The sequence below is a fragment of the Streptomyces nogalater genome, assembly GCF_039532885.1.
Taxonomy (GTDB): Bacteria; Actinomycetota; Actinomycetes; order Streptomycetales; family Streptomycetaceae; genus Streptomyces; species Streptomyces nogalater.
The window spans coordinates 280,453-306,288 of the sequence record NZ_BAAASM010000037.1 but is presented as its reverse complement, the minus strand read 5'-3'; the positions used below and the strand labels follow the sequence as shown (position 1 = coordinate 306,288).

The window sequence follows — 25,836 nt, the reverse complement described above, 5'->3', positions numbered from 1 at the left end:
GCTCAGTACCGCCTCTCATTGACGAACACCATCAGATGTCTTACGGTTCTCAGCAATCGTACAACTGGTTGACGGTTCGGGCGAGCCCGAGCCGAGAGAAAAGGGGATCCGTCCGGCGCACACCCCGCGCACGGACATCACCGGTTGTCGACGCACGCCCCCGCCACAGGCCGGGAGTGCCCGGCCTCCCCCCGTCCCGGGCACTCCCTCCCCCACCGGATCCCACCCCGCGCGGCCCGGTCCCCCCGAACACCGGCGGGCCGCCGCGCGGGGCACGGACAGCGCCGTCCGTGCCCCGCGACCACCACCGACCGCGAACGCACCTCAACGGAAAGCAGGCGAACATGCGTTACCGCTACCTGGGAGACACCGGTCTGTCCGTCTCCGAACTGTGCTTCGGCGCCATGACCTTCGGCGGCGGGGCCACGTTCCTCGGTGCCGGCGACCGCAACTGGTCCGAGTTCGGGACCGTGGACGACGGCAACGTGCTGCGCATGATGGACCAGGCCCTCGACGCGGGGATCAACTTCTTCGACACCGCGGACGTGTACAAGAACGGCATGGGCGAGGAGTTCTTCGGCCGCACGCTGAACAAGGTCCGCGACCGCGTGATCATCGGGACCAAGGGCCGCTGGCGGATCACCGACGACCCCAACGACGTCGGCGCGACCCGGCACCACCTCTACGCGGCCGTGGAGAACAGCCTGCGCCGCCTGAACACGGACTACATCGACCTGTACCACATCCACGGCTTCGACCCGCGGACCTCCCTGGACGAGACGCTGCGGGTCCTGGACGACCTGGTCCGCTCGGGCAAGATCCGCTACATCGGTGTGTCCAACTTCGCCGGGTGGCAGCTGATGAAGGCCCTGGCGGTCTCCGACCGCCGCAACCTCAGCCGCTTCGTGTGCTACCAGGGCTACTACAACATCGCCGCGCGCGACCTGGAGCGGGAGATCGTGCCCCTGGCCGTCGACCAGAAGGTCGGCATCACGGCCTGGTCCCCGCTCGCGGGCGGCTTCCTGACCGGCAAGTACCGGCGCGGCGAGGGCCGCCCCGAGGGCAGCCGGCTCGCCGAGCGCACACCGGCCGAGTCCGCTCCGCTGACCGACGAGAACCAGGCCTACGACATCGTCGACGAGATGGCCCGGATCGCCGACGAGCGCGGTGCCACCGTCGCACAGGTCGCCCTGAACTGGGTGCTCGCCAAGCCGGGCATCACCTCCGCCGTCGTGGGCGCGACCAAGCCGCACCAGCTCGCCGACAACCTCCAGGCCATGGAGTGGTCCCTGAGCGAGGACGAACTGGCCCGGCTCGACAAGGTCAGCGAGACGGCCGCCCCCTACCCGTACTGGCACATCGGCACCGTGGGCGCCGACCGGAAGCAGCCCGGCGACATCTACCCGGCCTGAGGGACCCGGTCCGGCACCACACACGGGCAGTGACGCCGCTGCGGAGGGGCGACCGGGCGTGTCGCCCCTCCCCGCATTGCCCGCCAGGCCCGTGCGGTTCGTCTCCGCACACGAAGCAGGGAACTCACGACCGACAACAGGAAACCAGGGGGACCCATGACGACATCACCCGAAGTCACCCGGACAGCGCTCCCGGCGCTGGACTACACCCGCACCGTAGACCGACTGCTCGTCCATCGGGACGCCCTGGGCGAGGTGTTCCTGACCGATCTGCAACCCGTCGACGGCGACGGTTACGCCGCGGCGGCCCAGCTGCCCCGGTCGCACGCCTACTACGGCGACCATCTGCTGCGGCCCGGCTGCCACGACCCGCTGCTGATCCTCGAAGCCTGCCGGCAGGCCGCGCTCGCCGGAGCCCACCGCTTCTTCGACGTCCCCTCGGACAACAAGTTCATCCTCACCCACCTGCGGCTGCGCCTCGATCAGCCGCATCTGACCTACGTGGGCACGTCACCCTTCCGTCTCGCCCTGCGCGTACGCATCGCCGACCGCAAGGAACGCGACAGACGGGTCACCGGACTCGACTACGAGATCGACCTGTACGTCGGCGAGTCGCTGATCGGCACCGCCGCCATCGGGCTGCGCTTCAAAACCCCGAACGGCTATCTCACGCTGCGCCTCAACAACCGCGACGGCATGGCCCTGCCCTCGTCCGCCAGCTACCCCGCGGCGACACCGGGAGCTCCCCTCACACCGCACCTGGCCGGACGGGCCAACCCGGACAACGTGGTCCTGCTGGACGCCACGGTGGTCGGCGACAACGCCCAGGCCCTGCTGCGGATACCGGCCCACCACGCCAGCCTGTTCGATCACCCGCAGGACCACCTGCCGGGCATGGTCATCGCCGAAGGCGCCCGGCAGCTGGCGCTGTTCGCCGCACTCGACATCCGCGGACTCGCGCCCTCCAAGACGCTGATCACCGAACTGGACGTGCGCTTCACCCGGTTCGGCGAGCTGGAGGACGACACCGTGCTGAGCGCCACCGTGCCCCGGCTCCCCCACGCCGGAGCCGGCGAAGTCGTCGACTACACGCTCGGCGGGGCCCTCGACTCCCGTCCCGGCACGGGCACGACGCTGCCCGTGCACGTCGAGGCGACACAGAAGGGAGAGGTCCTGTGCTCCTTCGACCTGGTGCTCACCCGGGTTCCGGCATGACCCCGGCACCGCGGAAGGGGGTGCGCCCGACGACCCCGCCGACGTCCCGCACCGGCGTGTTCTGCGACGTGGACGAGACCCTGATCCGCGTCAAGAGCATGTTCCACTTCCTGGAGTTCTACCTTCAGCGGCGTGGTGAGCCCGCCGGCACCTACCAGCGCCTGATCACCGGATTGCGCGACTCCGCGCTGCGCGGAGCCGGCCGTGAGGAGATCAACCGGGGCTACTACCGGCTCCTGCGCGGTGAGAGCGTCCGCGCTCTCACCGCCGCCGGACGCGACTGGTTCACCGCGCAGTGGCACGAGACGTACGACGGCCCCTACCTGCCCGAAGTCGTGGAGGCCCTCACCCGGCACCGCGAGCTCGGTCACGAACTGGTGCTGGTCTCCGGGTCGTTCTTCGCCTGCCTCGACCCGATCGCCGCGGACGTGGGGGCCGGCCGCGTGCTGTCGACCCGTCCGGTGGTCCACCGCGGCGAACTCACCGGCGAGGTACTCACCCCGATGATCGGCCGGACGAAGGGACGGGCGGTCCGGCTCGCCGGTCTGCTGGGCGGGTTCGACCTCGCCCGCAGCACGGCCTACGGGGATCACATCAGTGATCTCGCGATGCTCCAGGAGGTCGGCCGACCGGTCGTCGTCGGCGACCACCCCGAACTCCTGGCCCATGCCCATGGCGCCGGATGGGGCCGGCTGCTCACCGGCGCCGTACGGCGATGACGGACCCCGGGCCGCGCGACGCACGCGGCCCGGCAACGCGCGGCGGGGAGCATCCGGCCCTCCGCCCTGAACGAGGGGAGGTAGTCGTGCCTCAAGTGGGGATAGTGGCCACCGGCTCATATCTGCCGGACACAGTGGTCGGCAACGAGGAGGTAGCACGTGGAGCGGGGGTGACCGACGAATGGATCGTACGCAAGACCGGTATCCGTGAACGGCGGCGGGCCGACGACCGCGACGCCACGTCCGACCTCGCGGCGCGCGCCGCCCGCGCGGCCCTGGAACAGGCCGGGGTCTCCCCCGAGGACGTGGCCTACATCGTCCTGGCGACCTCGACCCCCGACCATCCGCAGCCCGCCACGGCGAGCATCGTGCAGCATCTCCTCGGCGCGGTGAACGCGGCGGCCTTCGACATCAACGCGGTGTGCAGCGGGTTCGTGTACGCGACGGCGGTCGCCGAACGCCTGCTGCGGGGTGCGGCCTCGGACGGCTACGCACTGGTGATAGGCGCGGACATCTACTCACGCATACTCGATTACTCCGACCGCAAGACGGCCATTCTCTTCGGCGACGGCGCGGGCGCCGTCCTGCTCGGCCCGGTACCCCAGGCCCGCGGGATCCAGGAGACCAGCCTCCTGACCCGCGGCGATCAGTACCGCCTGATCAGCGTCCCGGCGGGGGGCAGCCGCATGCCCGCGAACGACCGCACGCTGCGGGACGGCGCCCACTTCTTCCGCATGGACGGGCGCGGGGTACGTTCCTTCGTCCAGGACAATCTTCCCGGCGCCCTGCACGAACTCCTGGAACGGGCCGGCGTCGGCCGCGACCAGGTACGCCACTTCGTTCCCCACCAGGCCAACGGCGTGATGCTGGGCGAGGTGTGGCCCCGGCTGGACCTGCCCGGAGCCACGATGCACCTGGAGCTCGAACGGTACGGCAACACCGGGTCGGCGTCGGTGCCGATCACACTGGACATCGCCCACCGGCGCGGGGAGTTCGCCGAGGGCGAGACCGTGCTGATGGCCGGCTTCGGCGGCGGGATGACCGTCGGGGCGATCCTGACCCGATGGGCGTCCACCGCGTTCGCGCGCCCCGGCACCCGGCACGTCGCGGCCACGGTCGGCTGAGCCGTGCCGCTCCCCCTGACGAACATTCACGAGACGGTGCCGGCCGACCCCGAGCTGCACGGACTGGTCCTGCGCCATATCGAGCGGCGCAGACGCGATGGTCTGCGCCGGGCCGTGGAACAGTCCCTGGCCCACCGGCTCCTGGGGGCGGAGGACCACCGTCGCACCGAGCCCGGCCCACCCCCCGGCAACCCCCTCCCGGAAGGACGACATTGACCATGCCGCACAGACGGAAGCACGCTCTGACAGGCGTCGCGGCGGCGCTGGTGGCAGGCGTTCTCGCGGCGGCCGCCCCGACCCCGCAGGCGACCGCCGTACCCGGATCCGGGACGGTGACCGTCACGGCGCCGTCCGCACCCCGCGCCGGCGTACCGGACGTACTCACCGTCGAGTCGCCGGACGTCGTACCGGAAGGCGTCACCTGGGACCCGACACGCGGCGCGTTCCTGGTCGGCTCGGCCCGCAAGGGCACCGTCTCCGTCGTCACCCCGCAGGGCGCCCTCCGCCCGCTGATCACCGACCCGCGTCTGGTCTCCACCTACGGCGTCCACGTCGACGCACCGCGCCACCGGGTCCTGGTCGCCTACGCGGACCCCGGAGTGGCCGCGGGCTCCACCCCGAAGACGGCCCACCGGATCTCCGGCATCGGCATCTACGACCTGCGGACCGGCGAGCCGATCCATCTCGTCGACCTCACCCGTCTGAACCCCGGCAAGAGCGACTACTTCGTCAACGACTTCGCCGTGGCCCCGGACGGCACGGCCTATGCGGCCGATGTCTTCGCCCCCGAGATCTACCGCATCACGCCCGACGGACACCCCTCCGTCCTCACCCGGGACGCCCGCTTCGCCGGCGAGGACGGCCGACCGGGCCTGAACGGACTGGTCTGGCACCCCTCCGGCCACCTCCTGGCCGTCAACGACAGTACGGGCGCCCTCTACCGCGTCTCGCCCCACGACGGAGCGGTACGGCAGGTCCGGCTGGACCACCCCGTGCTCGGCGGCGACGGCCTGAGCGTCCACGGTGACGGCGACCTGGCCGTCGTCACCAACACGATGGCCACCCCCAAGGGCCGGGAAGCGGTCACCGTGCTGCGCTCCACCACCGCCTGGCGCGGTGCCACCACCGTCCGGACCCTCGCGCCGTGGGCCTCGCCGGAGCCGACGACATCCGTGGGCACCCCGTACGGCACCTACGTCGTCAGCGGCGGTGTCGGCACCCTCTTCGGCGGCGGCGCGGCGGCGGACACGTTCACGCTGCGCCGACTGTCCTAGCCGGGTTCCGGCAACGCGCGGCCGGGACCGCCCGCCCACAGGACGGTCCCGGCCGCCGACGTGTCCGCCGCCCGCACACCACCGCACGCACACGAGGAGGAACCGTGCGCACCACCACTCTCGGCCGGACCGGGATCAAGGTCAGCCGCATCGCACTGGGCACGATGATGCTGGGGGCCTGGGGCCAGCGCGACCACCAGGAAGCGGAACGCCTGATCCACGAGGCCCTGGACGCCGGCGTGAACCTGATCGACACGGCCGACATGTACGCGGACGGCGAGTCCGAACGGATCGTTGGCAAGGCCCTGCGCGGACGGCGGGACGCCGTGGTCCTGGCCACCAAAGTCCACTTCCCCATGGGGGACGACCCCAACAGCAGCGGCAACTCGCGCAGGTGGATCCGCCGCGCCGTGGAGGACAGCCTGCGCCGCCTGGACACCGACCGCATCGACCTCTACCAGGTCCACCGCCCGGACCCGCACACCGACCTCGACGAGACGCTGTCGGTCCTGTCCGACCTGGTCCGCGAGGGAAAGGTCATGGCGATCGGCAGCTCCGACTTCCCCGCGGAGCAGATGGTCGAGTCGCGCTGGGTGGCCGAGCGCCGGGGCCACGTCCCCTTCCACACCGAGCAGCCGCCGTACTCGATCCTCATGCGGGGCGTGGAGCGGGCGGTGCTGCCCACCGCGCAGCGCCACGCGGTGGGCGTGCTCACCTGGAGCCCGCTGGCCAGCGGCTGGCTCACCGGCAGGTACCGCGGCGACAGGCCACTGGAGCTGAACGACTTCCGCAGCACCCTGATCCCGCACAAGTTCGACCTCGGCCTGCCCGGCAACGTCCGCAAGTTCGAGGTGGTCGAGGAACTGCTCAAGCTGTCCGAGGAGGCCGGCATCCCCCTCACCCGCCTGGCACTGGCCTTCGTGCTCGCCCACCCGGCCGTGGACAGCGCCATCATCGGCCCGCGGACCCGGGAACAGCTCACCGACCTGCTCGCCGCCGACACGGTCACCCTGGACGAAGCGGTGCTGGACCGCATCGACGAGCTGGTCCCTCCCGGCACGGACCTGAACCCCTCCGACGCCGACTACACCCCGCCCCATCTCGCCGACGCCTCGCTGCGCCGACGGCCCCGCACCCATTCGATGTAAGGCAACCCACAGGGGCCTTACATCACTAAGAGGCACGCGGGTACCCTGCAGGCATGGTGTCATCAGCTATGGAAAAGCGGGTCGGGGATCACATCAAGCGAGTGGAGCAGGAGATCACTGCCACCAAGCACGCGGCCCTGCGCCCGCTGAAGCTCAACGTCCCGCAGTACACGGTGCTACGCGCCCTGCAACTGGAGCCCGGCCTGTCCGGCGCCGCCCTCGCCCGCCGCAGCATGGTGACCCCGCAGACCATGTCGTCGGTGCTGTCGACCCTGGAAGGGCGCGGACTCGTCGAGCGCCAGCCCCACCCCATCCACCAGCACATCCTGGAGGCGCGCCTGACCCGCTCGGGCCACGCGCTGGTGCGGCGCGCCGACGAAGTCGTCCAGGCCATCGAAACCCTCCTGTCCGACCGCCTGGGCGAGGACTCGGCCAGGACCCTGCTCACCCAGCTCGAACTGTGCTCCCAAGCCCTGGCGGACTGGAAATCCCCGGTCAAAGAAGACAAGTGAGCACAACCCGGCTCCCACCGCCCCCACGGCACGACCCTCCGGCAACCGCCCCGCCCCACCCCCACCCGACCGCCGACGACCAACCCCACCAAGACCTGCCGACCCCGAACCCACCACCCGCTACACTGACCGTGGTGCGCAGACTCACACACCTGCCCACCTCGGAACTGCCGGCAAGCCCACGCTTCCGACAGAACCCGGCCTTCGTAGCTCAGGGGATAGAGCACCGCTCTCCTAAAGCGGGTGTCGCAGGTTCGAATCCTGCCGGGGGCACAGAGATACACCTGGTGATAGGCCCTTCCGTCCAGTCGACGGGAGGGCCTTCGCAGTCGCCGGCACACCTACGGCACACGCGCGGCTGCGGGCAACAGTGGGGGAGCTGTAGACATCACGCGCCGCGTTGTGGCGGCCACTGGCATCGCGCCACAAGGTTGATGCCGGTGGGCCCGCCTCGTTACAGCGAGGCGATGCGGTGGAGACCTTTAGCTCTGACGTTCTCCGCGCAGCCTGTCCATGAGACCTTCGACGCTGCCGGGATACACGATCACTCCCTCGTCCTGGCCCGGGACGTCGAAGCGGGAGAAGAAGTCGTCGAGGGCTTCCGGGGTGACTGTAAGGGCATTGGCGTCTTCGCGCCGGTTGCGTTCGGCGAGGCGCCGCAGCAGATCGTCCCGGTCGGCCGGGAGGTAGATGATCAGCGGGTGGCCGCCTGCTCGGCGGGCGGCCTCGCGCCAGGCGTCGCGCTCGCCGCGGCGCCACAGCCCGTGGTCCAGGACGACGTCGTTGCCCGCTCGCAGCTCCTCGATGAACCGCCGGCGGATGGCCTCGACAACCGGCCGTTCCCGCTCGAAGTAGGTGTGCTCGGGGTAGTCCACGCCGTAGCGGCCGTGGATGCGGTGCACCTCCTCGTCCACAGACAGCCGGGTGAAGCCGCGTGCGGCCAGCGCCTGGGCGACGGTGGTCTTCCCGGAGCCGGTCAGCCCGGCCAGGAGAACGGCGAGGGGCACGTGCTCGTCCCTTCCGCGAGGAGGTGTCCGCGAACCTCGGCCATTGTCGGTCAATCCTCGCCGCTGTAGGCGTGGGGCCGCCAGGCGGTGACGATGCCCCGGGCCTCGGCAAGCCAGTTTGCCGGGAGCCGCGCCAGGCTCACACGGCGGAAGGCGAACCGGGGGTCACTGGTGTTGATCGCGCCGCCGTGCTCACCGAGGTGGGCCAGCAGACGGCGGGCTTCGGCGAGTCGGGCCGGGGAGGCGGTCTGCCAGGTGCCGTCCGCGGAGTGTGCGGCCCTGCGTTCGATGTCCTGCCGTACGCCCTCGCGCCACTTGAAGTGGTGCACCGCGCAGAGGCGGTCGGGATCCGGGCGGTGGCCGGGAGAGCGGTGGTTTCCGGAGGCCACGGTGACATCGTGACGAGCCAGGACGATCTTGCGTGGATCAGCCTGCAGCAGCCGGTGCGTGAGATGGCCACCGAGGGGATAGGCAAGGTCGAGGCCGCCTTCCGGCCGCCAGCCGGTCAGGCGCCCGCTCGCGGTGACCCGGTCGAGCATCAGTCCGCCGACCACACGGTGGCCGGTCGCCTCGGCCCGCAAGATCACCTGGTGCAGGGGGCCGGGGTACTGGTGGAACTCGTCGGCGTCGGCGAGCAGGTGCCATCCGGGTCCGGCCCGGTGCCGCAGGGCGTCCCGCAGTTCGCCGTTGGTGTGCTCGTGCCACGGGCCGGTGCTGGTGTGGGTGGGGATGACGCCCACCTCGCGGGCCGCGGCCTGGAGCTGGTGGCGGCGGATCTCGGGCACATGTTCGGGGAAATGGAAGGCGATCACGAACCGCTCGATGCCCAGCTTGCGGTAGTGCCGGATCCAGGCGGCCAAGAGTGGCGGCTCGACCGGTCCGATCACCGCGACGAGAGCGGGAGGCACGCTCTGCATCAGGACTCCTTTGTGGTGAGGGAGGCGAAGGTTCGGGTGAGGAGGGCAGCCTGTTCGGCGGCCGAGCGCATGCCCAGCAGTGCGGGCGCGTCAGGGCCAGGGGGTTCGGGCGGCTGGCGGATGACGGTGTGCAGGGCCTCGGTGAGAGCGTCCGGGTCACCGGCGGGAAAGAGCAGGGCCCAGGACTGGCCCTGCAGGCGTGCGGTGAGGACCGGGTCGTGCTCGGAGACGATCAGTGGGACGCCGAGGCGGGCGGCGTCCATCACCAGCCCCGATTCCTTGCCGACGCCGGGTCGCCGGGCGACCAGGGCGGCGTCGGCTGTGCCATAGACGAGTCGGAGCACGCTGTCCGTCACCGGACCGGGCACCGTGTGCACCCGCAGACAGGGCAGGCTCCGCCAGCGCTCAAGGACCTGCTCGTCAACGGATTGGCCGGTGACCACGAGGTGCAGTGGTTCCTTCAGCCGTGCCAGGGCGGCGTCGATGGTCTCGATGTCCTTGTAGGCCCACCAGCCACCGACCAAGCAGACCACCGCTTCAACGGCCGGGATGCCGAAGGCGGCCCGGCCACCGTCGCGTTCGGCGTCGGTCAAACGGCGGCCGTCGTCAACCGCGAAGGCGGCCACTATCGCGGGCAGACCGGGAAAAGACGCCGTGAGTTGGTCACCGACGGCTCGGGTGGGGGCCAAGGCGACCACCTGGTTCTCGCCGCGGCGCGCGAGCCGGCCCAGCCACCGCACGACCGTGTCCTCCGTGGTGACCTGTTCGTGGACGAATCGCAGATGCGGCTGGCCGCCGAGCAGGGCGGCGGCTCCGTGGAGGGCCTCGCTGGCGGTAAGGATCACCACCGCCTCGGCGGCGGGCTGCAGGCGGCGGGCGCTGCGGAGGGCAGAGGCTTCAGTCAGGCAGCGGGCCACCAGCGTGACCTGGTGCGGCAGCCGCTGTTGGGCGCGGGGCCAGCGGCGAGAGCGGAAGACCCGCTGCCCGGCCGCAGACAGTCCGGCCGCGAACCGGCTGGCGGAGATCAGGACGGCCGCGCGGCGCCCTGCCGGTGCGGTGACCAGCCGAGCGCCGGTCTCGCGCAGGGCGGCCATTGCCTCTGCGGCCATCCCGTGCGGTGCGATGACCAGGCTGCCGGGGCTGGCTGCGGCCAGCGCTGCCAGCGTGCGCTGAGGGTGGCCGCCCAGTCGGTCGGCGTGGGGCTCGATGAGCACGAGTGAACCGGTCATCCGGAAACCGCCCGGTCCCCGTGGGCCACGCTGAATCGCTCGCGCAGCCATTCGGGGTCGTTGAGATGGTCGAACCGCTTCGCGCCGCGGGCGGCCTCGTGGGCGAAAGCGACGCCCTCGCGGGCACCGGCCGCGGCGTAATCGGCGAACTCGCCCTCGTGACTGTCCGTCCACGCCTCGATCCGCTTGCGGGCGTCCCCGTCCGCCATCCCGTACTCGCTGCCGCGGGCGAGCATGGCGCACTCTCGGAAGCCGGCCTTCCAGGCGTGGAAGGGGCTCTGATTGAACCTGGTGATGCCGACGATATGCGGAGCGAACTCGATCCGGCCGGGCAGAGCGGCCAGCACGTCCACGGCTTCGCCCATCTCGCGCAGGGCACTGCGGCGGATCAGCTTCAGTCCGCCGTAGCCGTACGACAGACCGTTGACCGGGTTGACGGCTTGCCACACTCGCATGGACACGCCTTCTTCCAGCGGCTCGACGCCGGTGGCGTCGAAACCGTTGTCGATGGCGAAGTCACCGTCGGCGAGGAAGAACTGCTCCCGGTCGACGACCTCGGCACACAGCCGGTAGGCCCTGCGCATCCCGTGCACGCCGTGCAGGCGCTTGACCGTGCCGCCCAGCGTGCGCTGCAGGCGCGCGTGCAGGGAGTTGGCCATCGGCTCGTCATACGACAGCAAGACCGCGTCGAACAGGCTCACGCGACGGCCTCCAGGTAGCGGGCGGCGACCAGGGCGGGGGCGAAGTCGGTGGTGGAGGCGTGCGCACGCTTGGCGTGCACGGCGTGGAACTCGTCGTCTGTGGCCAGGCGTTCGGCCAGGGCCATAGCTTCCTCGGTGGTGGTGAAGCACAGCTCGGGGTCGATGTGCTCGGCGAGCCAGCCCAGACGGGGAGAGATCACCGGAAGGCCCATGCCCTGGCAGTCGATCACGCTCATCGACCACGGGCAGCCGGGCCGGAACGGGGCGATCCCGAAGCGGGCTCCGGCCAGCAGACTCCGGTAGCGAACGCGGTCACCCCGGTCGGAGACGACTTGGACGTGCGGCAGCGCGGCGAGCTGGTCGCGCATCTTCTCGGGACTGTTGTCCAGGCCGGTGCGTTCGGCGCGGCGCCGGCCGAACAGGTCCATCACCCGCAGCCGGACAGAGCTGGAGGCCACCAGCGAGCGGGCGAGGGCGACGAACTGCTCGGTGCCGTAGTGCGCGTACAGGCGGTGGTTGTAGATGCCGATCGCCTCACCGGTGCCGGAGGCGGCTGGGGCGGTGGCCGGGTCTCGGACCAAGCGCTCGTCCCGGGGCGCGGGCACCACCCGCAGCTTCTCGCCCAGGTCCAAGGTCATCCGGGCAGCGGCGGCCGAGACCCAGGAGGCGGCCGTGGAGGAGTGGACCAGAACCCGGTCACAGGCGGCCAGGCCGGCGCCGAACGACAGCAGCACCGGCCGGCCCAGTTCCGCGTCGTTGAGAGACGGGTCGAGCAGGAGCTGGCCACCGCCGTTGAAGGAGAACGGCAGGTAGTGGCAGTACCCGGCCAGCAGGGCGTCGGACCGGGCCTCCAGCAGGGCGGTGCGGACGGCCGGGGCCTCCTCGATCTGGTTGGCCACCACCACGTCCGGCCGCTCGGTCCGGATCAGCGCCACCAGCTCGTCGATGTCCGTCGAGAACCGGGCCCGGTACTTCGTCCCCGGCACCTTCGTCCGGTGGAAGCCGCAGCGGTCGTCGCCGGCCGGAGCCGGGGCGGCCACGGTCACCTCCGCCCCCGCGTCCGCCATCGCCGGTGCGAGCAGATCCGCGAAGATCCATCCCGAGTCGGCCGACAGACGGTCGGGGTTGGAAATATTCAGCAGGTACAGCACGCGCATGGAGCGTCGCCTCCCTCATCTGCCCGGACGCCTCGATCCGGGTCGGTGAGGGAAGGAAATCGGCGACGTGACCCATGACGGGATGATGAACTGGGATCACTCACGGTTCATTCATGGTCACTGACGATGACACGGGGCGGGGCTTCGATGGACACGCAGGACGAGGAGATCACCGTCGAGCAGGCGGCCGAGAACTTCGCGGCCGAACTTGCGCGCTGGCGGGAGGTACGCGGCATGTCCAAGCGGGCGCTCGCGCAGGCCATGGGTTTCGACCCGTCCTACGTCAGCCACATGGAATCAGGCCGCCACAAGCCCACCGAGGAGTTCGCCCGCCTCGCCGACGATGCCCTGAACGCGGGCAAGGCGATCTGGCGGCGCTGGTGCGACTACGAGCGGACCAAAGCTCGCGAGACGCGTCTCAGGCGACAGTCGCCGAGTCCGCCGGCCCCGCGCAGGACGGAGCAACCGTACGCCACCGGCTCCGCCCTCGTCGTCGAACACGACGCCGCCTCCCTGAGGTACGACGGCGGCAGTTACCGGCTCACCATGCGCCGCCTGCTGAGGAACACCGGCACCGAGCCGGTGACCCGCTACCTGATCCGCATCAGCGTCGACCGCTACCCCGGCGATCCCGAGCGGTCCAACGCGCACTACCGTGCCCACCCACTCACCTGGGACGAACTCGCCCTCACGGCCACCTGTCGGGGCGAGACGATGCGTTGGCAGGCCAAACACGACCGCGATGCCTTCAAGGAGGTCTGGCTGCTGTTCGACAACGAACACGGTCGCTTCCCGCTCTACCCGGGCGAATCCGTATGGATCGAGTACGCCTACACCGTCGGCGACGACAAGTGGGGCAACTGGTTCCAGCGAGCCGTACGCCTGCCCACCGAACAGCTCGAAGTACAGCTCGCCTTCCCCGCCGACCTCGATCCCGTCGTGTGGGGTACGGAGACGTCCATGACAGCCGAAGCCTCCCCGTTGCGCACCCCACCCGTCCGCAGCGACGATGCCGGACTACGGCAATTCACATGGATCACGGCCACACCCGCTCTGCATGCTCGGTACCGTCTGGAATGGCGATTCCGGGCAAGGCCCGAACCCGAAACGGATCAAGGGAGTTCAGGTGATTGAGGTGCGGCCCAGCCAGCGCATGCGAGACCTCGGCGTCGTCCAGCACGGGGCCGGCATCCTCACCGAACCGGCCCGCCCCTTCGACCTACCCGCCGAACGCGACGAGGCCGAACGCATCGTGGACGAACTCTTCGCCGCCATCGAGCGCATCGGCCAGGTCCACCCCTTCGCCAAGGGCATGGGCATCGCCGCCCCGCAGATCGGCATCGCCCGCGCTGCGGCCGTCGTCCTTCCGCCCGACGACGCTCCGGCCCTCATCCTGCTCAATCCCCGGATCACCGAGCGTTCAACGGAAACGGACGAGCAGTACGAGGGTTGTCTGAGCTTCTTCGACGTCCGCGGGCTTGTCCCTCGCCCACTGAAGATCACGGTGGAAGCCGTCAGTCTGACCGGCGAGACAACGACCACGGTGTACGAACGCGGCCTCGCCCGCCTGATCCACCATGAGATCGACCACCTTGACGGGTTGCTGTACACGGCTCGCATGCGAACGGGAGTCGAGCCCATCCCGGTGGATGAGTACCGACAGACTGGACGAGCTTGGGCATACGAGTGACGAAACCGGCTAGCTTGGAAACACCGTCAGTACTACTTCCGCAGTTGTCGGCTTCTCCCGATCCTCGGACGCATCGAGTGCAAGGCGCGGCCTCGCCGTAGTCACGGTCGCATCCGGCGTGGCCCAGGGCGCGAGAGACCCCTCAACCTGTTTGTCGGGAGGTCAGCCGGCAGCGACTCAACTCCGCTGGAGAAGTCGTGTCGAGATCGGGACAGGCTCCACGTGGTCCAGCGTTTAGCGACAACCCTATACCAGAGCCGGGCCGCCGCTCGCAACTTCGGAGCGAGTTTGTCAGTAGCGGGTGGTAAGTCTGTTCTTCTGCCGATCAGCTTCTCGGGTGAAGGACAACAGCTATGGCGGGAGAGCGCTACGTCGACCACAAGGTCCTCAAGACCTTCACGCAGAACAAGGTGAACGTTCCGCCGGATGAGGCGAAAGAGCGCCGGCGACAGGTGAACCACCTGCGAGAGCGGCTGGAGGACTACATTGCCACACACCCGGACTTCGACCTGGTGAAGCTCCGCGCGTCCGGCAGCACGGCCAAGCACACAGCGATCCGACGTAGGAGCGGCACGGGGTCCGATGCGGACGTTGCCGCCTACCTGCGGACCACGGACACCGACATCGACGTCTCGACGATGTTGACCTGGCTGCGAGACCGCTGCATCGAGGTCTATGGCGCAACCAAGGACGCGGACGATTTCAAGCCGTCGGACCACGCCGTCGGGATCACCATGCGGAGCAGCGGCTTGAAGATCGACGTCGTGCCCGTGCTCTACACCGGCGAACCGGACGACAGGGGGTACCTGGTCACCGCCGACGGTACCAAGGTGCTCACTTCGGTCACTCTGCACCTGCAGTTCATCCAGACGCGCAAGGACAAGGCCGGCGACGGCTACCGGGAGTTGATCCGGCTGCTGAAAGCGTGGATACGCGAGAGCAAGGAGGTCGACCCGGAGCTGCGTTGCAAGTCGTTCCTGATCGAGCTCCTCGTGGCCCACCTTTGGGATGTCGGTTGGAACGGCAAGCCACTCCAGGTCGATGATTACCCGGCAGCCATGGAGCAGGTGCTTGCCTACATCGTGCGCACTGGCCTAAGGACGCCGATCGTCTTCACCGACTACTACAAAGCCGACGCGGTGCGTGCGACGGCGGACCCCATCCAGGTCTGGGACCCGGTCAACCCGGAGAACAATGTCGCGCGCGGCTACACCGAGCAGGATCGTCAGCGTCTGATGAATCACGCCAGGACCACCCTCGACACCATCACGATGGCCGCCTACGCGGCCACGAAAGGCGAGGCGCTGGATTCTTGGCGTGAGCTGTTCGGCCCCACCTTCCCGGGAGAATGACCATGACAGCCTCGTACAGCAGATCCACATCCGCCTCGTTCACGATCACCGATGCCCGCTACGTCGGAGGCAGAGTCGGTGCCGACCTGCGCCTCCTGCACAATCTCTACGGCAAACCTGCCCTTGACAGCATCGAGGATTACGCCGAGGAGGTCGCAATCCTCCTGAACCGCGGATTCCTGGACACCGTGGACTACGGCTTCCGCGACACGAGCACCAACGCCTGGAAGCTGCGTCTGCGTTACAAGGCCACGGTCGGCGGCCAGCTCACCGACTCACGGCCGGGCAGCTTCCCGAATCCGGTCGACCTCACCGGCTACGGCTTCCACAGCTTCCTGACCTACAGCTCGACCTTTTGGCTCCTGACAAGCAGCGAGCAGGCCGTGATCAAGGAGACCCTGCCGGTCTCCCGGGCGACCGGCACCGCCCCGAGCGCTATCACGGGCACCACCACAGGGCACGGATACGCCCGAAACGGCGCCGGCGTTTCCCGCGACGTCTACGTCGCCTACTAGCCCAGCGCCACCAGCAGGAGGAATGCGAACGTGACCAGCCAGGACGACCTGTTCCACCCCGTCATCGAGCTGCCCGAGCCCACCCGCCGTGCCCGCTATGAACGCCTGGTCGGCCTGGACGACATAAAGCTGCGCCTGCGCAAAGAAGCCGCCCTCCTCGCGGACCCGCGTCGACTCTTAAGCTGGGCCGCTACCCACCACGGCGGCAATGTCGCCGCTCTCACCCTCTTCGCTGACCGGGCGCCGCTGTTCGTCTTCGCCGGCGACGTCGGCTCCGGCAAGTCAGCCCTGGCCGAGTCCTTCGGCTGCGACCTCGCCGAATTTCTCGGACTACCTGTCTACCTGCACCGGCTCAAGCTCGCCACTCGCGGCAACGGCCTGGTGGGCGAGATGACCTCTCTCATCGGCGACGCCTTCGCCCACATGCACACCATGGGCAATCGCGTGTCCGGACCCCAGGGTGCGCGCGCTGTACAGATCCTCGTCATCGACGAGGCCGATGCCCTGGTGCAGTCCCGCGAGGCCCAGCAGATGCATCACGAGGACCGGGCCGGCGTCGACGCGTTCCTAGCAGGCATCGACAGCCTGGCCGGTGCTCGGCTCCCGGTCGTCGTCGTGCTATGCACCAACCGGGTCGGCGCGCTCGACCCGGCCGTCATGCGCCGTGCAGCGACCACCTTCACCTTCACTCGCCCTGGCGAGGAACAGCGGCACGCCGTCCTCACCCAGGCGCTCGACGGGCTTGGCATCCGACCGGAGACCATCCGGAAGGTCGCCGAACTCACCGGCCCCACCGGCGACCGGCCCAGCTACACGTTCTCCGACCTCACCCAGCGCCTGATCCCGGCTGCCGTCTTCCGCGCCTTCCCCGAGCGGCCGGTCACTGACGAAGACCTCCTCGCCCTCGCCGAAGAACTGGAGCCTACCCCGGTCTTCACCGAGGAGCGCTGATGGCCCGCCTTCCCGCCATCGGTCCCACCAGCGTTCGCACCACCGGCGATTACTACCAGTGGCTCGTCGCCTGGGAGGCTTGCCTGTCTCTCCTTCGCGAGACCGGCGCCCGCTCACACAACCCCGTCCGTGCGGTCGGCGTCGAACTCGACAGCGTGGGCAACCTCGATGACGTCGTCCTACTGCGTGACGTTCCTCCGAACACCTACAAGCAGGTCAAGTACGCGGTCGACAGCTCCACACCGGTCAATGAGGAGTATTTGACAAAGCGAAGCGCCAGTGGTGGGCCGTCCATCCTTGAAAAGATCGCCAGGACGTGGAAGGGGCTGACCTCAGACGGCGGCAGCGTCGACCTCCGCCTGGTCACCAACCGGGCGGCCGACCCCGGGGATCACTTGTTGGCGGGGCGCGATGCCCGTACGGGCCTCTTGATGCCCAAAGCGGCCGTAGGCGGGTCCAGATCGGATCGCGGTAAGGCACGTGCCCGGTGGGCGCAGGAAGCAGGACTCACTGAAGCCGAGCTCATCGATCTCCTGTCGGTGCTGCGCTTCGACCTGCCTCTGGACATGGTCTGGTACCAGGAAAACCTTCGCCTCCTGATGGCCGTCACGGGACTTCGCCATGATCAGCGGGCGCTTGACGAGGGAACCGGCTGGGTCGCCAAGATGGTCCGCGAGGGCCGACGAGAACTTACGCTAGAACTGATAGAGGCTGCCGTCGCCGATCTGGGCCTGAGGGCTGGCCCCGCCCGGGGCGTGTTGTCGATCGCCACTCTCAAACCGGACCCGATGGCACCGGACGCCAGCCACGCCATCAACTGGGTTGACCGCTTCGACGGCGACTCCGCCTTCACCAAGCGTCGCCCCTTGTTACCGAACACCTGGGGCCAGCTGCAGATGGATATCGAGTCCGTACCGGGACACCTGCCCGCCGGAACCGCCGCCGTCTCCGTCACGGGCAGCATCCGTCTCGCGTCGGCCTTTCTGGTGGGTACCACCTTCCGCATGGTTACCGGGACCGACGTCGCAGTAGTGCAGCGCGGACAACTCTGGTCTACCAGCGACCCGTTTGACACCTGCCTGGTCCCACGAGTCACCGAGCACGAGATCGGCCAGGGCGGCGACGAGATCGCTGTCGCCATCGCAGTCGCAGCAGACCTTACCGAGGACGTCCTGGAATATCTGCGCGAGCAGAACCTCCCCGTCGGCAAGCTCATCGTCCTCACGCCGCCGAGCGGCTCAGCCAAAGACGGCTCCGTCCCCGACGGCACCACAGCCAACGCTCTGGCAGCCGGAATGCGTGACCGCCTCCGCCGCTTTAGCCGAAGGATCCGACGCATGCACCTCTTCCTCGCCTGCCCCATGGGATTCGCTGTTCTGCTGGGCAACCGATGGAACCGACTGTGTCAAACCATCGTGTATGAGGACGTCAAGATCGACAGTGGATACGAACCAGCATTTAATGTTGCGGCGTAGCACACCTCGTACGCGGGGAGAGCTGGGACTGCGCGTTCACGGCTGGCCGGGCCGTGGCTTCATGTAGTGCGGGCGCCGGTCACGGGTCGCCCATGACTGTAGCCGCTGCATGTAAGGCATCTAGTACGGACCTATCCCGAGACTGTCAGTGGGACCCGGTAAGTTCTGCGCGTGCACATCAGAGAACTTGGTGAGATCCGTCCGCATCGGTACGCAGACAAGGACTTCCGGCGATGGATAGGTGACGCCATCGGCAAGGCGACGCAAGACCAACTCCTTGCCTCCTTCATCTACACAACCGAAGCCAGTTACGCCAACGCCATCGTCGCGGCGTTGCACAAGCACGTACAGGACGTCATCCGAGAGACGAGGGAGGCGAAGGCGCGTAAGGCCGCCTCCCTGACCGACACTCCGAAGCCGATAGCGGACCTGTGCCGTGCTGCGGCGGGCCGCCTCGTGGAAGGACTGGCCGACGAACTCGTTGAAGCCGAGCAGGCGCTGGAAGAAGCCAGGACGGCCTTCAACAAGATGAGGGACACGTTCGGTGCTGTAGCGGTGCGACACCATAAGCAGACAGCAAAGTCTGTCGAGCCATCAGCCTTTGAGACGCTGATGCCGCTATGGAGCCAGTATTCAGACGCAGTTGATCGCATCGCCGCGTTGCTGGAGGCAGACGCCGAGGAACTGCACCGTATCGCGATGCTCGACGCCCACCGCATGGCATTCGTCCGTTCCGAAGCCAGCATGACACTTGAACAGATCCATGCTTTGCACCACTCCGAGTTCGAGCAGCTAGCCGCTGATCTCGTGCGCAGAGATGGGTATCGCGTGAGGCGCTCGGGCGGAGGCGCCGGCGACCTCGGTGCGGATGTCATCGCCGAGGGCTCGAAGGGTGAGATAGTTGTGATCCAGTGCAAGCACCGGGCCGCCGGATCAGGAGCGATAGGCTCCCCGGACCTGCAGAGGCTTAACGGCACGGCCCGGCCGGTACACAAGGCCGACCTCGTGATCGCCATGACCAACGGGACCTTCTCGCTGCCTGCCCGACGCTTCGCCGAAAGCCAGAAGATCCACCTGATAGAGGTCCGGAGGCTTGAACAGTGGGCCACATGGGGCCAGCCACTATCGGAGGTCCTGGAGATGGTCTGACCTGGACCGGGCGGTGACATGCTGCTGCGTGTGATGTCACTCGCCGCGGGCGGTCGCCACGTCAGCCCTGGGCACCCGCATCATGCGGATGGACACCTCGCATGCCAGCAGCCCCGTGCAACACGGATTCAGCACACATTCAGCCGGGAAACCTCGTGAACACGTGAGAACTACGGAGTGGTGTTTTCCCAGGCCAGACACCCTGCGGTCACCGTTTTCGCAGGTCACAGCCCTGCCCCGAGAAAACTCCTAAAGCGGGTGTCGCAGGTTCGAATCCTGCCGGGGGCACAGGCTTGCGCAGCAGGTCAGAGGACACACAGGCCCGTCGTTCTGTTCGAACGGCGGGCCTGTTTCGCGTTCGGAGTCCACATGGAGTCCACATCCCCACGTGATCTTGCCTGAAGTCACCCGTTCGAGTAACTGGACTTACTGCATATGCCAGTACAGTGAGGGCAACGGAGCGGGCAGGTGCGTCTCCCCACGCGCGCCTGAGACGCGCGCTCCGTGGACCTGCGTGGTGTCCGGCGGGGAGGCCGGCCCAGCAGGCGGAGGGCCCCCGTCGCAGTCGTCGGCGGGGGCCCTTCTCGTACAACGTAGACCGCCCCGGGCGCTGTTGCACCCGGGGCGGGACGCCTTGACCGAGTCATGGCGTCTAACGGCCGGAAGGGGCGGAGACGCGTAACGCCCCACCAACCGCTCCTTTCCGCCCGCGCCCACGACGAACGGGCCGGACGGAGTCTGCGTTACAGCGTTGGTGGGTGCCAATCGATCCGATGCCCGACTGGGTACGCACCCGCCGCCGGGAGATCGGGGCACGCATTCGCGCGGCACGCCTCCGCGCTGGCCTCACTCAGATACAGCTCGGTGACCGCATCGGCCGAGACATCCGGACCATCCACCGCTGGGAGTACGCGCAGCGCGTCCCCACCCTGGAGGACCTGCTACTCCTCGCCGACGCCTTAGGGCTCCATCCCAGCGACCTCTTCGACGACGACGCTGCATAGTAGGCCCAGCCCTTACCGTGAGCGGCCGTCCCCGACGGGGGCGAGGACGGCCGCTCGGCTCCAGCGCTTACCCCCTGGCCCCCGCCCGAGGTGTTGCGCTGGAGGTCTAGCCGTGCCCGGCGCGGTCGGCGTCGCTGCCGGACACGGGTCGTTGGGAGGCGCGGATGGTCTCGGTCTCCTCGTCGGCCAGGGCGTCGAGGTCGGTGACGGGGACGACGCCCTCCAGGGTGATGACGAGGCGGGCCGCGAGGGTCCAGCGGATCCGTCTGGTGTCCGTGAAAGGGATGCGGTGCATGCCGTCACGGGTGCCGGGGAGCGGTGGGCAGCCGTTCGAGGGTGAGCGGGTCGTAGACGTGCCCGGCCACTCCCCGGACCGGCGTGTGCCGTACGAGGGCCGCCGTCCAGCCGTGCCGGCGCAGCGGCTGGCAGTGCTCGACGGAGAGTCGGGCGCACACCGCGTGCACGGGTGGAGATTCCGTCCGTTCTCCGTTGAGGAGAGGGTGGCCATCGGCGCTGGCCGCCAGGAAGAGGGTCCGCTCGTCCTTTCGGGTGCCGACCGTGGGGCCGCCGCAGAGCTGGCAGAGCATGCGGCTCATCGCCTGCCGCTGACGCAGTGCGTGGACGCGGCCGTGCTGCGGCCGGCCACCTCGCGTGGCCTGCATGCGCACCCAGGACACGCCGAACTGCCGCTCGACGTCGGTCTCGTCCCGGAGACCAAGGACCGTGCCCGAGGAGCGGTGGACCTTGACCAGCTCCTGGACCGGGATCTCTTCCTTGGACCAGGCGGTGATGAACGGTACTGGGACGCCGTCCCAGTACCGCACGGGACGGACAGGGCTGGTGCCGGTCATGTGACGCTTGCCCTTCTGCTCAGGCACCGAAGGTGGGCGTACCCGAGGTTGAAACCGTCGGTCCCCTCCCAGCGCACGGGGGCGACGAGTTCCGTCGCCAGCAGCGGGGCGGGGCAGGAGAGGCACACGGGCTTCCTGTCGATCGGGGGCATGGTCTGCTCGTGCAGGAGGCGGCGCCCGTGGCCGACGAGGCAGGTCTGCTGCTTGCAGGGGGTGCAGGCGGAGAAGTGCCTGTGCCAGTCGTACCAGGTGATGTACCAGGCGAGCCGGGCCGCGTAGCAGCGCATGCAGGCCCGGGCGCGGGAGCGTCGCCGACGGGGCCAGTTCCACGACGGTGGCGTCCACCGGGCCGGCGCACCAGACGCAGGCTTTGCCCGCCCGGGCTGCCTCGGGCAGCCACCGGGGCAACTCGAACCAGGAGACGAGCCGGTGCAGCCGCGTCAGCTCCTCGGGGATCCGCACGGTCATCGGCGCAGCTCCATGAGCAGGTCGTGCAGAGCGCGGCGCGTCTCGCACAGGGCGGTGGGCCCCTCGCACTCGGTGCACCGGTCCGGATGGATGTCGCGGGCGGCCCGTACGGCGTCCCGGGTGCAGCGTCGGCAGGCGCGGGGGAACCAGCGGAAGCCGCCCTCGGTCACCTGCACGCCGAGGTCGATAGCCGTCTCGCCGGTGAGCCGTTCGCCGCCCCATACGCACTTGGCGCCCCGAGTCCGGGCGTCGGACAGCAGTTCCAGGCGCGGCAACGGGATGTGCGGCACCAGCGCGGCGGGGATCTCCATCAGCTGGGTTCTCGGAGTCGGCATCATGCCCGGTCCTCCGTGGGGGCCTCCAGGTCGGCCCAGGTCCGCTTCTCCCAGGGCCATCGGGTGCAGCCCCACGACTTGGTCACGGCATCCACCACTGCCAGGCCGCGCCCGGCGGTATCGAGTGGCCCTGCGGTCCGGAGGGCGGGCCAGAGGTCCGGGTGCTTGTCGATGACGATGAGCCGGACGGCGCCGGGTGAAACTCGGCGGACGATGACCTGGACGAACGGCGTCTCGGTGTGCTTGATCGCGTTGCTCACCAGCTCGGTCACGACCAGCGCCGCGTCATCCCGCACGCTGGCCAGGCCCCAGTCCGTGAGCACGCCGGTCACGAAGCGCCTCGCGTCCGGCGAGGCACACGTCTCCCGGGGGGAGTACGCGGACCTGCGGCAGTTCCTTGCGCACTACGGTGATCACCGCCACTCCTGCCGGATCTGGGTAGGCACGCCGGCGTGCGGCGGGCGGAGCCCGATCACCGTCCGACCTCCTGGCGACTCGTCGACTGCTCGGGGATGCTCGTGCGGGGCAGTCCAAGCAGGTGCGTGACCCGGTCGGCGGTGGCCGGCTCGTCGCCGTGCTCACCGATCTCGTAGCCGTAGTCAGTGAGGTACCGGCCACCGAGCGCCCTCAGTACCTCACCGATACGGGGGTGCAGCGGGTTCGTCACGCTTACGGTGCCATCGTCCCGGTTCGTCACAGACAGCCCGCGAGCGGTGAGTTGGTCGACCAGAATGGCCGAGGAGGTCATCGCGTCCATGCCCCTGATCCCATCGCAGGGCGCGTGGCTGCGGGATCTGACACCCTATGACACGGAGTTGATCAATGCCTCTAGTCGCGGCGATTACCGGGACTCGGGACACCGGGCACCGGGACCTCGTCTGGTTCGGTGACCTATTCCGTACCTACCTCGCACCTTGGGCGGCTGATGACGCCCACTTCTACATTGGCGGTGCGAAGGGAATCGACAGCCTCACCCTGTTGTGGCTCGCTGGCCACTCACAGAGTCGAATCACGATCGTCGTGCCGGGCACGGTCGCGCAGCAGCCGGCCGAGGCGCGGCAGGCGATCGAGCGGTGCCGCGACCGGATCGCCGAGATCATCGAACTCGGTGCCGCCGAGCTGCGCACGCCTGCTTACCACGCTCGTAACCGATACATGGTCGACCGGGCCCAGATGGTGCTCGGGTTCCCGCTCGGTGGGCCCGAGGGGGCGTCGGGAACGTGGCAGACGATCGGCTACGCAGCCGCGCAGGGGAAACCGCGACTGATCGTGCCCGTATGAACGACGGAGCGTGCATCATGAGGACATGAGCACGCACGACAGACTTGTCGGCGCTGCCACGCTCAAGCGGTTACGGCTCGCCCGCGGCTGGTCGCTCGCTGGTCTCGCCCGCGCCCTGGTCGCTAAGGCTGCTGAACTCGGGCAGCCACTCGACTCGACTGTCACGAGTGTGCAGCGGTCCGTTGCACGGTGGGAGTCCAGCAAGGCGCCGATCCTGCCCGGTGAGCGGTATCAGTTGCTGCTCGCGCACCTGTACGCCCGCGACACCGATGGGCATGTGCTGCTTGGCGTCGGCTCGGATTTCGGCGAGCTGCTCGACGCGCTCGCGCACCTCGGCGAGAGTGAGTACCGCCTTGACGAGCTGCGCACGCTGCTCGTGCGGACGGCGACCGACAGCGGCGGCGGGTTGCTCGCGCTGCTCGGCCCGTCGACGCAACGAGCCCTCTCTGCCGCCCTCGCTGACCCCACCCGCCTTGACGAGGGGCTGCTCGCCGACATCCGGCTCGCCGTCGGCGACGTGAACCGGCAAGTCGGCAGCGTGCCGTTTGTGCGGGTGCAGCTCTTGCTCGCGCCGATCGTGGAGTCGTGCCGCCGACTGCTCGATGGCAGTGCGCGACGCCCGCGCCGGCGAGAGCGTGACGGTCCGGGCCCGCGCGCACGCCCTGCAGGCGGAGATCGCGGCCCGTGCGGGTGCCGAGCGGCAAGCGCGGGCGGCGCTCGCCCTCGCCTGGTACGACATGGACAGCGACCGCGACGGCGACCCGGCGTCGACGTCGTTCTCGGCCGCGCACCTGCGCGGGTTCGAGGGCGTTACCTCTCTTTACGTCGGTGATCCCGCCGAGGCGCACGACTACTTCGCCCGGTCCGTCGAGGCGCTGCAGGCGCCACGCGAGCAGGTGCAGCGGGCGATCGTGGCAACCGATCAGGCACTCGCCCGTATCCGGCTCGATGAACCCGAGTCGGCAGCCGAGCTGCTGCACGGTTGCATTGACGCTGCGTCGGCAACCGGCGGTCGCGTCGCCTCGATCCGGCTGCGTCGCGCCCGTAGCAACCTGCGACCGTGGCGCCGCGAGGACTGGTTCGCCGACCTTGACGACCACCTGATTGACGCGCTCGGCGCGTAGCGCCAGGCGCACGAAAGCGCCCCTGCCCGGCCGTGATGCCAGACAGGGGCGCAGTGTTCACACGATGCGGCGGCGCGCGGCCGGCAGCCCGAGCAGCGTTGACGATGGGCTCGGCGACGGGTCGTTCGGCTGCGGAGCGCCGTCCCGTCGACAGACGAGCGCATCGGGGTCCCACGATGGCGCCTGCAGACTGTACCCGTCAGGGCACTGCGGCCCGGCCGGGCCACGCTCGCCGGCCGGACCGGCGGGACCAGCGGACTCTGCTCTCCGTTATCCGAAACGTCCCCTACCACACTCTTTTCCTGATCATTAACCCTTTCCTCAAAACCCCCGGTATTGGGTAATGGGAAGCGAATTATGTTTTCCAGGGGACATACCTGGCGAGCCTGGCCTGGGTGTCGCAGACGTCGGCGCCTCCCCCTGCTGTCCACAGGAAGTCCACCATGATCAGCGGTACCGCGCGTGTCTCCGTCCTGCTCACCGTGAGTGCGGCCATGCTTTTCGGCGGGGTCATCCCCGCCACTGCATCCGCCGCCCCACCCACGCGAACCATGCTGGCCGTCCAGTCCCTACCTCCCCAGCAAAATGTTCCCACCCTCGATGCCGGCGGTCCTGCCCAGACCGTCACGCATCCCGGTGATGGCCAATTGCACTCTGGGCCGAGTCCGGTCAGCATCAGAGCCCCGCCTTACACGCGCATCACCGCGGTGAACCTCAACTGCTACGGCCAGTCGTGTCCGGTGAACATCACCGCCGACGGTAAGTCCGCCACGGGGCAGTTCCCGTCATCCATCTGGCGGTTCGACCGGCCGCTGACGGTCGACGTCGCCGCCGACGCCAACGCCCCACTGCAAGGTGGCACCTTCAGTGGCACCTTCACACTCGAAGGCGTGACCCAGCCGCTGACCGTGAACATCAGGCCGGGCGTCCAGGGCGTGGTGGCAGGCCGCCTCCGCAACACAAATCCGCCCGGTGGTGGTGTCCGGGTGTTCTCGGTTGACCCAGGCTCCAGCACTGGCGCGTCCGGCCTGCAATCGGGCGACGTGATCACGAAGGTGGCAGGCGTCCCCACGCCCACCGTCAACGACCTCGACAACGTGCTCGCCGGCAAGCGGGCCGGTGCCACCTACGCCGTGACAGTCAACCGCGGCGGCGTCTCTGTCACACTCCAGCTCACATTGGACCCGGAGATGGGGCCTGTATCCAGCAGCCGGTAGCGTGACTGG

The 25,836-nt window shown here is 69.0% G+C and carries 30 protein-coding genes, 1 tRNA gene and 1 pseudogene; 20 read left to right on the top strand and 12 right to left on the bottom strand.

Annotation, left to right across the window (positions count from 1 at the left end; all coding sequences use genetic code 11):
- The first annotated feature begins 344 nt into the window (after positions 1-344).
- From ABD350_RS26500 to ABD350_RS26460, 9 genes are all read left to right on the top strand, one after another.
- Positions 345-1,412, top strand: a complete 1,068-nt coding sequence (locus tag ABD350_RS26500) for an aldo/keto reductase (RefSeq protein WP_344350892.1) — start codon at positions 345-347, stop codon at positions 1,410-1,412.
- Positions 1,413-1,568: 156 nt separating this feature from the next.
- Entirely contained in the window at positions 1,569-2,627 is a 1,059-nt protein-coding gene (locus tag ABD350_RS26495) for a ScbA/BarX family gamma-butyrolactone biosynthesis protein (RefSeq protein WP_344350891.1), read from the top strand.
- Positions 2,624-3,346: an HAD family hydrolase gene (locus tag ABD350_RS26490; RefSeq protein ID WP_344350890.1), complete on the top strand. Its 723-nt coding sequence runs from the start codon at positions 2,624-2,626 to the stop codon at positions 3,344-3,346. The genes ABD350_RS26495 and ABD350_RS26490 overlap by 4 nt, the downstream gene beginning before the upstream one ends.
- A gap of 86 nt (positions 3,347-3,432) precedes the next feature.
- On the top strand, positions 3,433-4,470 hold the full coding sequence (locus tag ABD350_RS26485) for a 3-oxoacyl-ACP synthase III family protein (protein WP_344350889.1): 1,038 nt from the start codon (positions 3,433-3,435) through the stop codon (positions 4,468-4,470).
- A 3-nt stretch (positions 4,471-4,473) separates the two neighbouring features.
- Positions 4,474-4,686, top strand: a complete 213-nt coding sequence (locus tag ABD350_RS26480; protein WP_344350888.1) for a hypothetical protein — start codon at positions 4,474-4,476, stop codon at positions 4,684-4,686.
- 2 nt (positions 4,687-4,688) lie between these two features.
- The gene (locus ABD350_RS26475; protein WP_344350887.1) at positions 4,689-5,744 is read left to right on the top strand and encodes a hypothetical protein; all 1,056 of its coding nucleotides are present in this window, start codon (positions 4,689-4,691) and stop codon (positions 5,742-5,744) included.
- Between the two features lie 104 nt (positions 5,745-5,848).
- Positions 5,849-6,892, top strand: a complete 1,044-nt coding sequence (locus ABD350_RS26470; RefSeq protein WP_344350886.1) for an aldo/keto reductase — start codon at positions 5,849-5,851, stop codon at positions 6,890-6,892.
- Positions 6,893-6,945: 53 nt separating this feature from the next.
- Positions 6,946-7,404, top strand: a complete 459-nt coding sequence (locus ABD350_RS26465; protein WP_344350885.1) for a MarR family winged helix-turn-helix transcriptional regulator — start codon at positions 6,946-6,948, stop codon at positions 7,402-7,404.
- Between the two features lie 200 nt (positions 7,405-7,604).
- A tRNA-Arg gene (locus ABD350_RS26460) sits at positions 7,605-7,677 on the top strand.
- Positions 7,678-7,886: 209 nt separating this feature from the next.
- Here the strand turns inward: ABD350_RS26460 and ABD350_RS26455 are convergent.
- Genes ABD350_RS26455 through ABD350_RS26435 form a run of 5 tightly spaced genes read right to left on the bottom strand, consistent with a single transcriptional unit; the run spans position 7,887 to position 12,415 of the window.
- Positions 7,887-8,411 carry a P-loop nucleotide/nucleoside kinase family protein gene (locus ABD350_RS26455; protein WP_344350884.1) on the bottom strand — a complete coding sequence of 175 codons (525 nt, stop codon included), beginning with the start codon at positions 8,409-8,411 and terminating at the stop codon, positions 7,887-7,889.
- 50 nt (positions 8,412-8,461) lie between these two features.
- On the bottom strand, positions 8,462-9,328 hold the full coding sequence (locus ABD350_RS26450; protein WP_344350883.1) for a glycosyltransferase family 2 protein: 867 nt from the start codon (positions 9,326-9,328) through the stop codon (positions 8,462-8,464).
- The gene (locus ABD350_RS26445) at positions 9,328-10,557 is read right to left on the bottom strand and encodes a glycosyltransferase (protein ID WP_344350882.1); all 1,230 of its coding nucleotides are present in this window, start codon (positions 10,555-10,557) and stop codon (positions 9,328-9,330) included. Before ABD350_RS26445 ends, ABD350_RS26450 begins: the two co-directional genes overlap by 1 nt.
- Positions 10,554-11,258 carry a hypothetical protein gene (locus ABD350_RS26440; RefSeq protein ID WP_344350881.1) on the bottom strand — a complete coding sequence of 235 codons (705 nt, stop codon included), beginning with the start codon at positions 11,256-11,258 and terminating at the stop codon, positions 10,554-10,556. The genes ABD350_RS26445 and ABD350_RS26440 overlap by 4 nt, the downstream gene beginning before the upstream one ends.
- Positions 11,255-12,415, bottom strand: a complete 1,161-nt coding sequence (locus ABD350_RS26435) for a glycosyltransferase (protein ID WP_344350880.1) — start codon at positions 12,413-12,415, stop codon at positions 11,255-11,257. The genes ABD350_RS26440 and ABD350_RS26435 overlap by 4 nt, the downstream gene beginning before the upstream one ends.
- A 147-nt stretch (positions 12,416-12,562) precedes the next feature.
- On the opposite strand from ABD350_RS26435, the gene ABD350_RS26430 reads away from it, so the two are divergent.
- The 8 genes from ABD350_RS26430 (at position 12,563) to ABD350_RS26395 (ending at position 20,551) form a co-directional block, all read left to right on the top strand.
- Positions 12,563-13,549 carry a helix-turn-helix domain-containing protein gene (locus tag ABD350_RS26430; protein ID WP_344350879.1) on the top strand — a complete coding sequence of 329 codons (987 nt, stop codon included), beginning with the start codon at positions 12,563-12,565 and terminating at the stop codon, positions 13,547-13,549.
- A complete protein-coding gene (locus ABD350_RS26425) occupies positions 13,542-14,105 on the top strand; it encodes a peptide deformylase (RefSeq protein WP_344350877.1) in 564 nt (187 codons plus the stop codon). Before ABD350_RS26430 ends, ABD350_RS26425 begins: the two co-directional genes overlap by 8 nt.
- 353 nt (positions 14,106-14,458) lie before the next feature.
- Positions 14,459-15,457, top strand: coding sequence for a CBASS oligonucleotide cyclase (locus ABD350_RS26420; RefSeq protein WP_344350876.1), 999 nt, complete (start codon positions 14,459-14,461; stop codon positions 15,455-15,457).
- Between the two features lie 2 nt (positions 15,458-15,459).
- On the top strand, positions 15,460-15,972 hold the full coding sequence (locus ABD350_RS26415) for an HORMA-1 domain-containing protein (protein ID WP_344350875.1): 513 nt from the start codon (positions 15,460-15,462) through the stop codon (positions 15,970-15,972).
- A gap of 30 nt (positions 15,973-16,002) precedes the next feature.
- Positions 16,003-16,923, top strand: coding sequence for an AAA family ATPase (locus ABD350_RS26410; protein WP_344350874.1), 921 nt, complete (start codon positions 16,003-16,005; stop codon positions 16,921-16,923).
- Entirely contained in the window at positions 16,923-18,398 is a 1,476-nt protein-coding gene (locus ABD350_RS26405) for an SAVED domain-containing protein (protein ID WP_344350873.1), read from the top strand. Before ABD350_RS26410 ends, ABD350_RS26405 begins: the two co-directional genes overlap by 1 nt.
- A 171-nt stretch (positions 18,399-18,569) precedes the next feature.
- On the top strand, positions 18,570-19,547 hold the full coding sequence (locus ABD350_RS26400) for a restriction endonuclease (protein WP_344350872.1): 978 nt from the start codon (positions 18,570-18,572) through the stop codon (positions 19,545-19,547).
- A 773-nt stretch (positions 19,548-20,320) separates the two neighbouring features.
- Positions 20,321-20,551, top strand: coding sequence for a helix-turn-helix domain-containing protein (locus tag ABD350_RS26395; RefSeq protein WP_344350871.1), 231 nt, complete (start codon positions 20,321-20,323; stop codon positions 20,549-20,551).
- Positions 20,552-20,657: 106 nt separating this feature from the next.
- Here the strand turns inward: ABD350_RS26395 and ABD350_RS26390 are convergent, their stop codons facing one another.
- The 6 genes and pseudogenes from ABD350_RS26390 to ABD350_RS26365 all read right to left on the bottom strand — a co-directional run bounded on the left by ABD350_RS26390 (position 20,658) and on the right by ABD350_RS26365 (position 22,962).
- The gene (locus ABD350_RS26390) at positions 20,658-20,846 is read right to left on the bottom strand and encodes a hypothetical protein (RefSeq protein WP_344350870.1); all 189 of its coding nucleotides are present in this window, start codon (positions 20,844-20,846) and stop codon (positions 20,658-20,660) included.
- A 4-nt stretch (positions 20,847-20,850) separates the two neighbouring features.
- Positions 20,851-21,429 (bottom strand): hypothetical protein, encoded by a 579-nt coding sequence (locus tag ABD350_RS26385; protein WP_344350869.1) that lies wholly within the window; start codon positions 21,427-21,429, stop codon positions 20,851-20,853.
- Complete coding sequence (locus ABD350_RS26380) at positions 21,399-21,689, bottom strand: hypothetical protein (protein ID WP_344350868.1); 291 nt, start codon at positions 21,687-21,689, stop codon at positions 21,399-21,401. Before ABD350_RS26380 ends, ABD350_RS26385 begins: the two co-directional genes overlap by 31 nt.
- 177 nt (positions 21,690-21,866) lie before the next feature.
- A complete protein-coding gene (locus ABD350_RS26375) occupies positions 21,867-22,205 on the bottom strand; it encodes a hypothetical protein (RefSeq protein ID WP_344350866.1) in 339 nt (112 codons plus the stop codon).
- Positions 22,205-22,540, bottom strand: a pseudogene (locus ABD350_RS26370) (ATP-binding protein); the annotation flags it as partial. The pseudogene ABD350_RS26370 and the gene ABD350_RS26375, both read right to left, overlap by 1 nt.
- A gap of 137 nt (positions 22,541-22,677) precedes the next feature.
- The gene (locus ABD350_RS26365) at positions 22,678-22,962 is read right to left on the bottom strand and encodes a hypothetical protein (RefSeq protein WP_344350865.1); all 285 of its coding nucleotides are present in this window, start codon (positions 22,960-22,962) and stop codon (positions 22,678-22,680) included.
- 65 nt (positions 22,963-23,027) lie between these two features.
- Between ABD350_RS26365 and ABD350_RS26360 the strand changes: the two genes are divergently transcribed.
- Positions 23,028-23,486 carry a hypothetical protein gene (locus ABD350_RS26360; protein WP_344350864.1) on the top strand — a complete coding sequence of 153 codons (459 nt, stop codon included), beginning with the start codon at positions 23,028-23,030 and terminating at the stop codon, positions 23,484-23,486.
- 70 nt (positions 23,487-23,556) lie between these two features.
- Here the strand turns inward: ABD350_RS26360 and ABD350_RS26355 are convergent, their stop codons facing one another.
- Complete coding sequence (locus ABD350_RS26355) at positions 23,557-24,015, bottom strand: hypothetical protein (protein ID WP_344350863.1); 459 nt, start codon at positions 24,013-24,015, stop codon at positions 23,557-23,559.
- Positions 24,016-24,088: 73 nt separating this feature from the next.
- On the opposite strand from ABD350_RS26355, the gene ABD350_RS26350 reads away from it, so the two are divergent.
- Positions 24,089-24,610 carry a hypothetical protein gene (locus ABD350_RS26350; protein WP_344350862.1) on the top strand — a complete coding sequence of 174 codons (522 nt, stop codon included), beginning with the start codon at positions 24,089-24,091 and terminating at the stop codon, positions 24,608-24,610.
- A gap of 443 nt (positions 24,611-25,053) precedes the next feature.
- Positions 25,054-25,827: a PDZ domain-containing protein gene (locus tag ABD350_RS26345; protein ID WP_344350861.1), complete on the top strand. Its 774-nt coding sequence runs from the start codon at positions 25,054-25,056 to the stop codon at positions 25,825-25,827.
- The last annotated feature ends 9 nt before the right edge of the window (positions 25,828-25,836 follow it).

What these genes read in the sequence shown, in the direction of transcription:
- ABD350_RS26500 (WP_344350892.1), top strand. Translation starts at nt 345, where the DNA reads ATGCGTTACCGCTACCTGGGAGACACCGGTCTGTCCGTCTCCGAACTG.
- ABD350_RS26495 (WP_344350891.1), top strand. Translation starts at nt 1,569, where the DNA reads ATGACGACATCACCCGAAGTCACCCGGACAGCGCTCCCGGCGCTGGAC.
- ABD350_RS26490 (WP_344350890.1), top strand. Translation starts at nt 2,624, where the DNA reads ATGACCCCGGCACCGCGGAAGGGGGTGCGCCCGACGACCCCGCCGACG.
- ABD350_RS26475 (WP_344350887.1), top strand. Translation starts at nt 4,689, where the DNA reads ATGCCGCACAGACGGAAGCACGCTCTGACAGGCGTCGCGGCGGCGCTG.
- ABD350_RS26465 (WP_344350885.1), top strand. Translation starts at nt 6,946, where the DNA reads ATGGTGTCATCAGCTATGGAAAAGCGGGTCGGGGATCACATCAAGCGA.
- ABD350_RS26450 (WP_344350883.1), bottom strand. Translation starts at nt 9,328, where the DNA reads ATGCAGAGCGTGCCTCCCGCTCTCGTCGCGGTGATCGGACCGGTCGAG.
- ABD350_RS26445 (WP_344350882.1), bottom strand. Translation starts at nt 10,557, where the DNA reads ATGACCGGTTCACTCGTGCTCATCGAGCCCCACGCCGACCGACTGGGC.
- ABD350_RS26435 (WP_344350880.1), bottom strand. Translation starts at nt 12,415, where the DNA reads ATGCGCGTGCTGTACCTGCTGAATATTTCCAACCCCGACCGTCTGTCG.
- ABD350_RS26430 (WP_344350879.1), top strand. Translation starts at nt 12,563, where the DNA reads ATGGACACGCAGGACGAGGAGATCACCGTCGAGCAGGCGGCCGAGAAC.
- ABD350_RS26420 (WP_344350876.1), top strand. Translation starts at nt 14,459, where the DNA reads ATGGCGGGAGAGCGCTACGTCGACCACAAGGTCCTCAAGACCTTCACG.
- ABD350_RS26415 (WP_344350875.1), top strand. Translation starts at nt 15,460, where the DNA reads ATGACAGCCTCGTACAGCAGATCCACATCCGCCTCGTTCACGATCACC.
- ABD350_RS26405 (WP_344350873.1), top strand. Translation starts at nt 16,923, where the DNA reads ATGGCCCGCCTTCCCGCCATCGGTCCCACCAGCGTTCGCACCACCGGC.
- ABD350_RS26395 (WP_344350871.1), top strand. Translation starts at nt 20,321, where the DNA reads ATGCCCGACTGGGTACGCACCCGCCGCCGGGAGATCGGGGCACGCATT.
- ABD350_RS26390 (WP_344350870.1), bottom strand. Translation starts at nt 20,846, where the DNA reads ATGCACCGCATCCCTTTCACGGACACCAGACGGATCCGCTGGACCCTC.
- ABD350_RS26380 (WP_344350868.1), bottom strand. Translation starts at nt 21,689, where the DNA reads ATGCGCTGCTACGCGGCCCGGCTCGCCTGGTACATCACCTGGTACGAC.
- ABD350_RS26375 (WP_344350866.1), bottom strand. Translation starts at nt 22,205, where the DNA reads ATGCCGACTCCGAGAACCCAGCTGATGGAGATCCCCGCCGCGCTGGTG.
- ABD350_RS26365 (WP_344350865.1), bottom strand. Translation starts at nt 22,962, where the DNA reads ATGGACGCGATGACCTCCTCGGCCATTCTGGTCGACCAACTCACCGCT.
- ABD350_RS26360 (WP_344350864.1), top strand. Translation starts at nt 23,028, where the DNA reads ATGCCTCTAGTCGCGGCGATTACCGGGACTCGGGACACCGGGCACCGG.
- ABD350_RS26350 (WP_344350862.1), top strand. Translation starts at nt 24,089, where the DNA reads ATGGCAGTGCGCGACGCCCGCGCCGGCGAGAGCGTGACGGTCCGGGCC.
- ABD350_RS26345 (WP_344350861.1), top strand. Translation starts at nt 25,054, where the DNA reads ATGATCAGCGGTACCGCGCGTGTCTCCGTCCTGCTCACCGTGAGTGCG.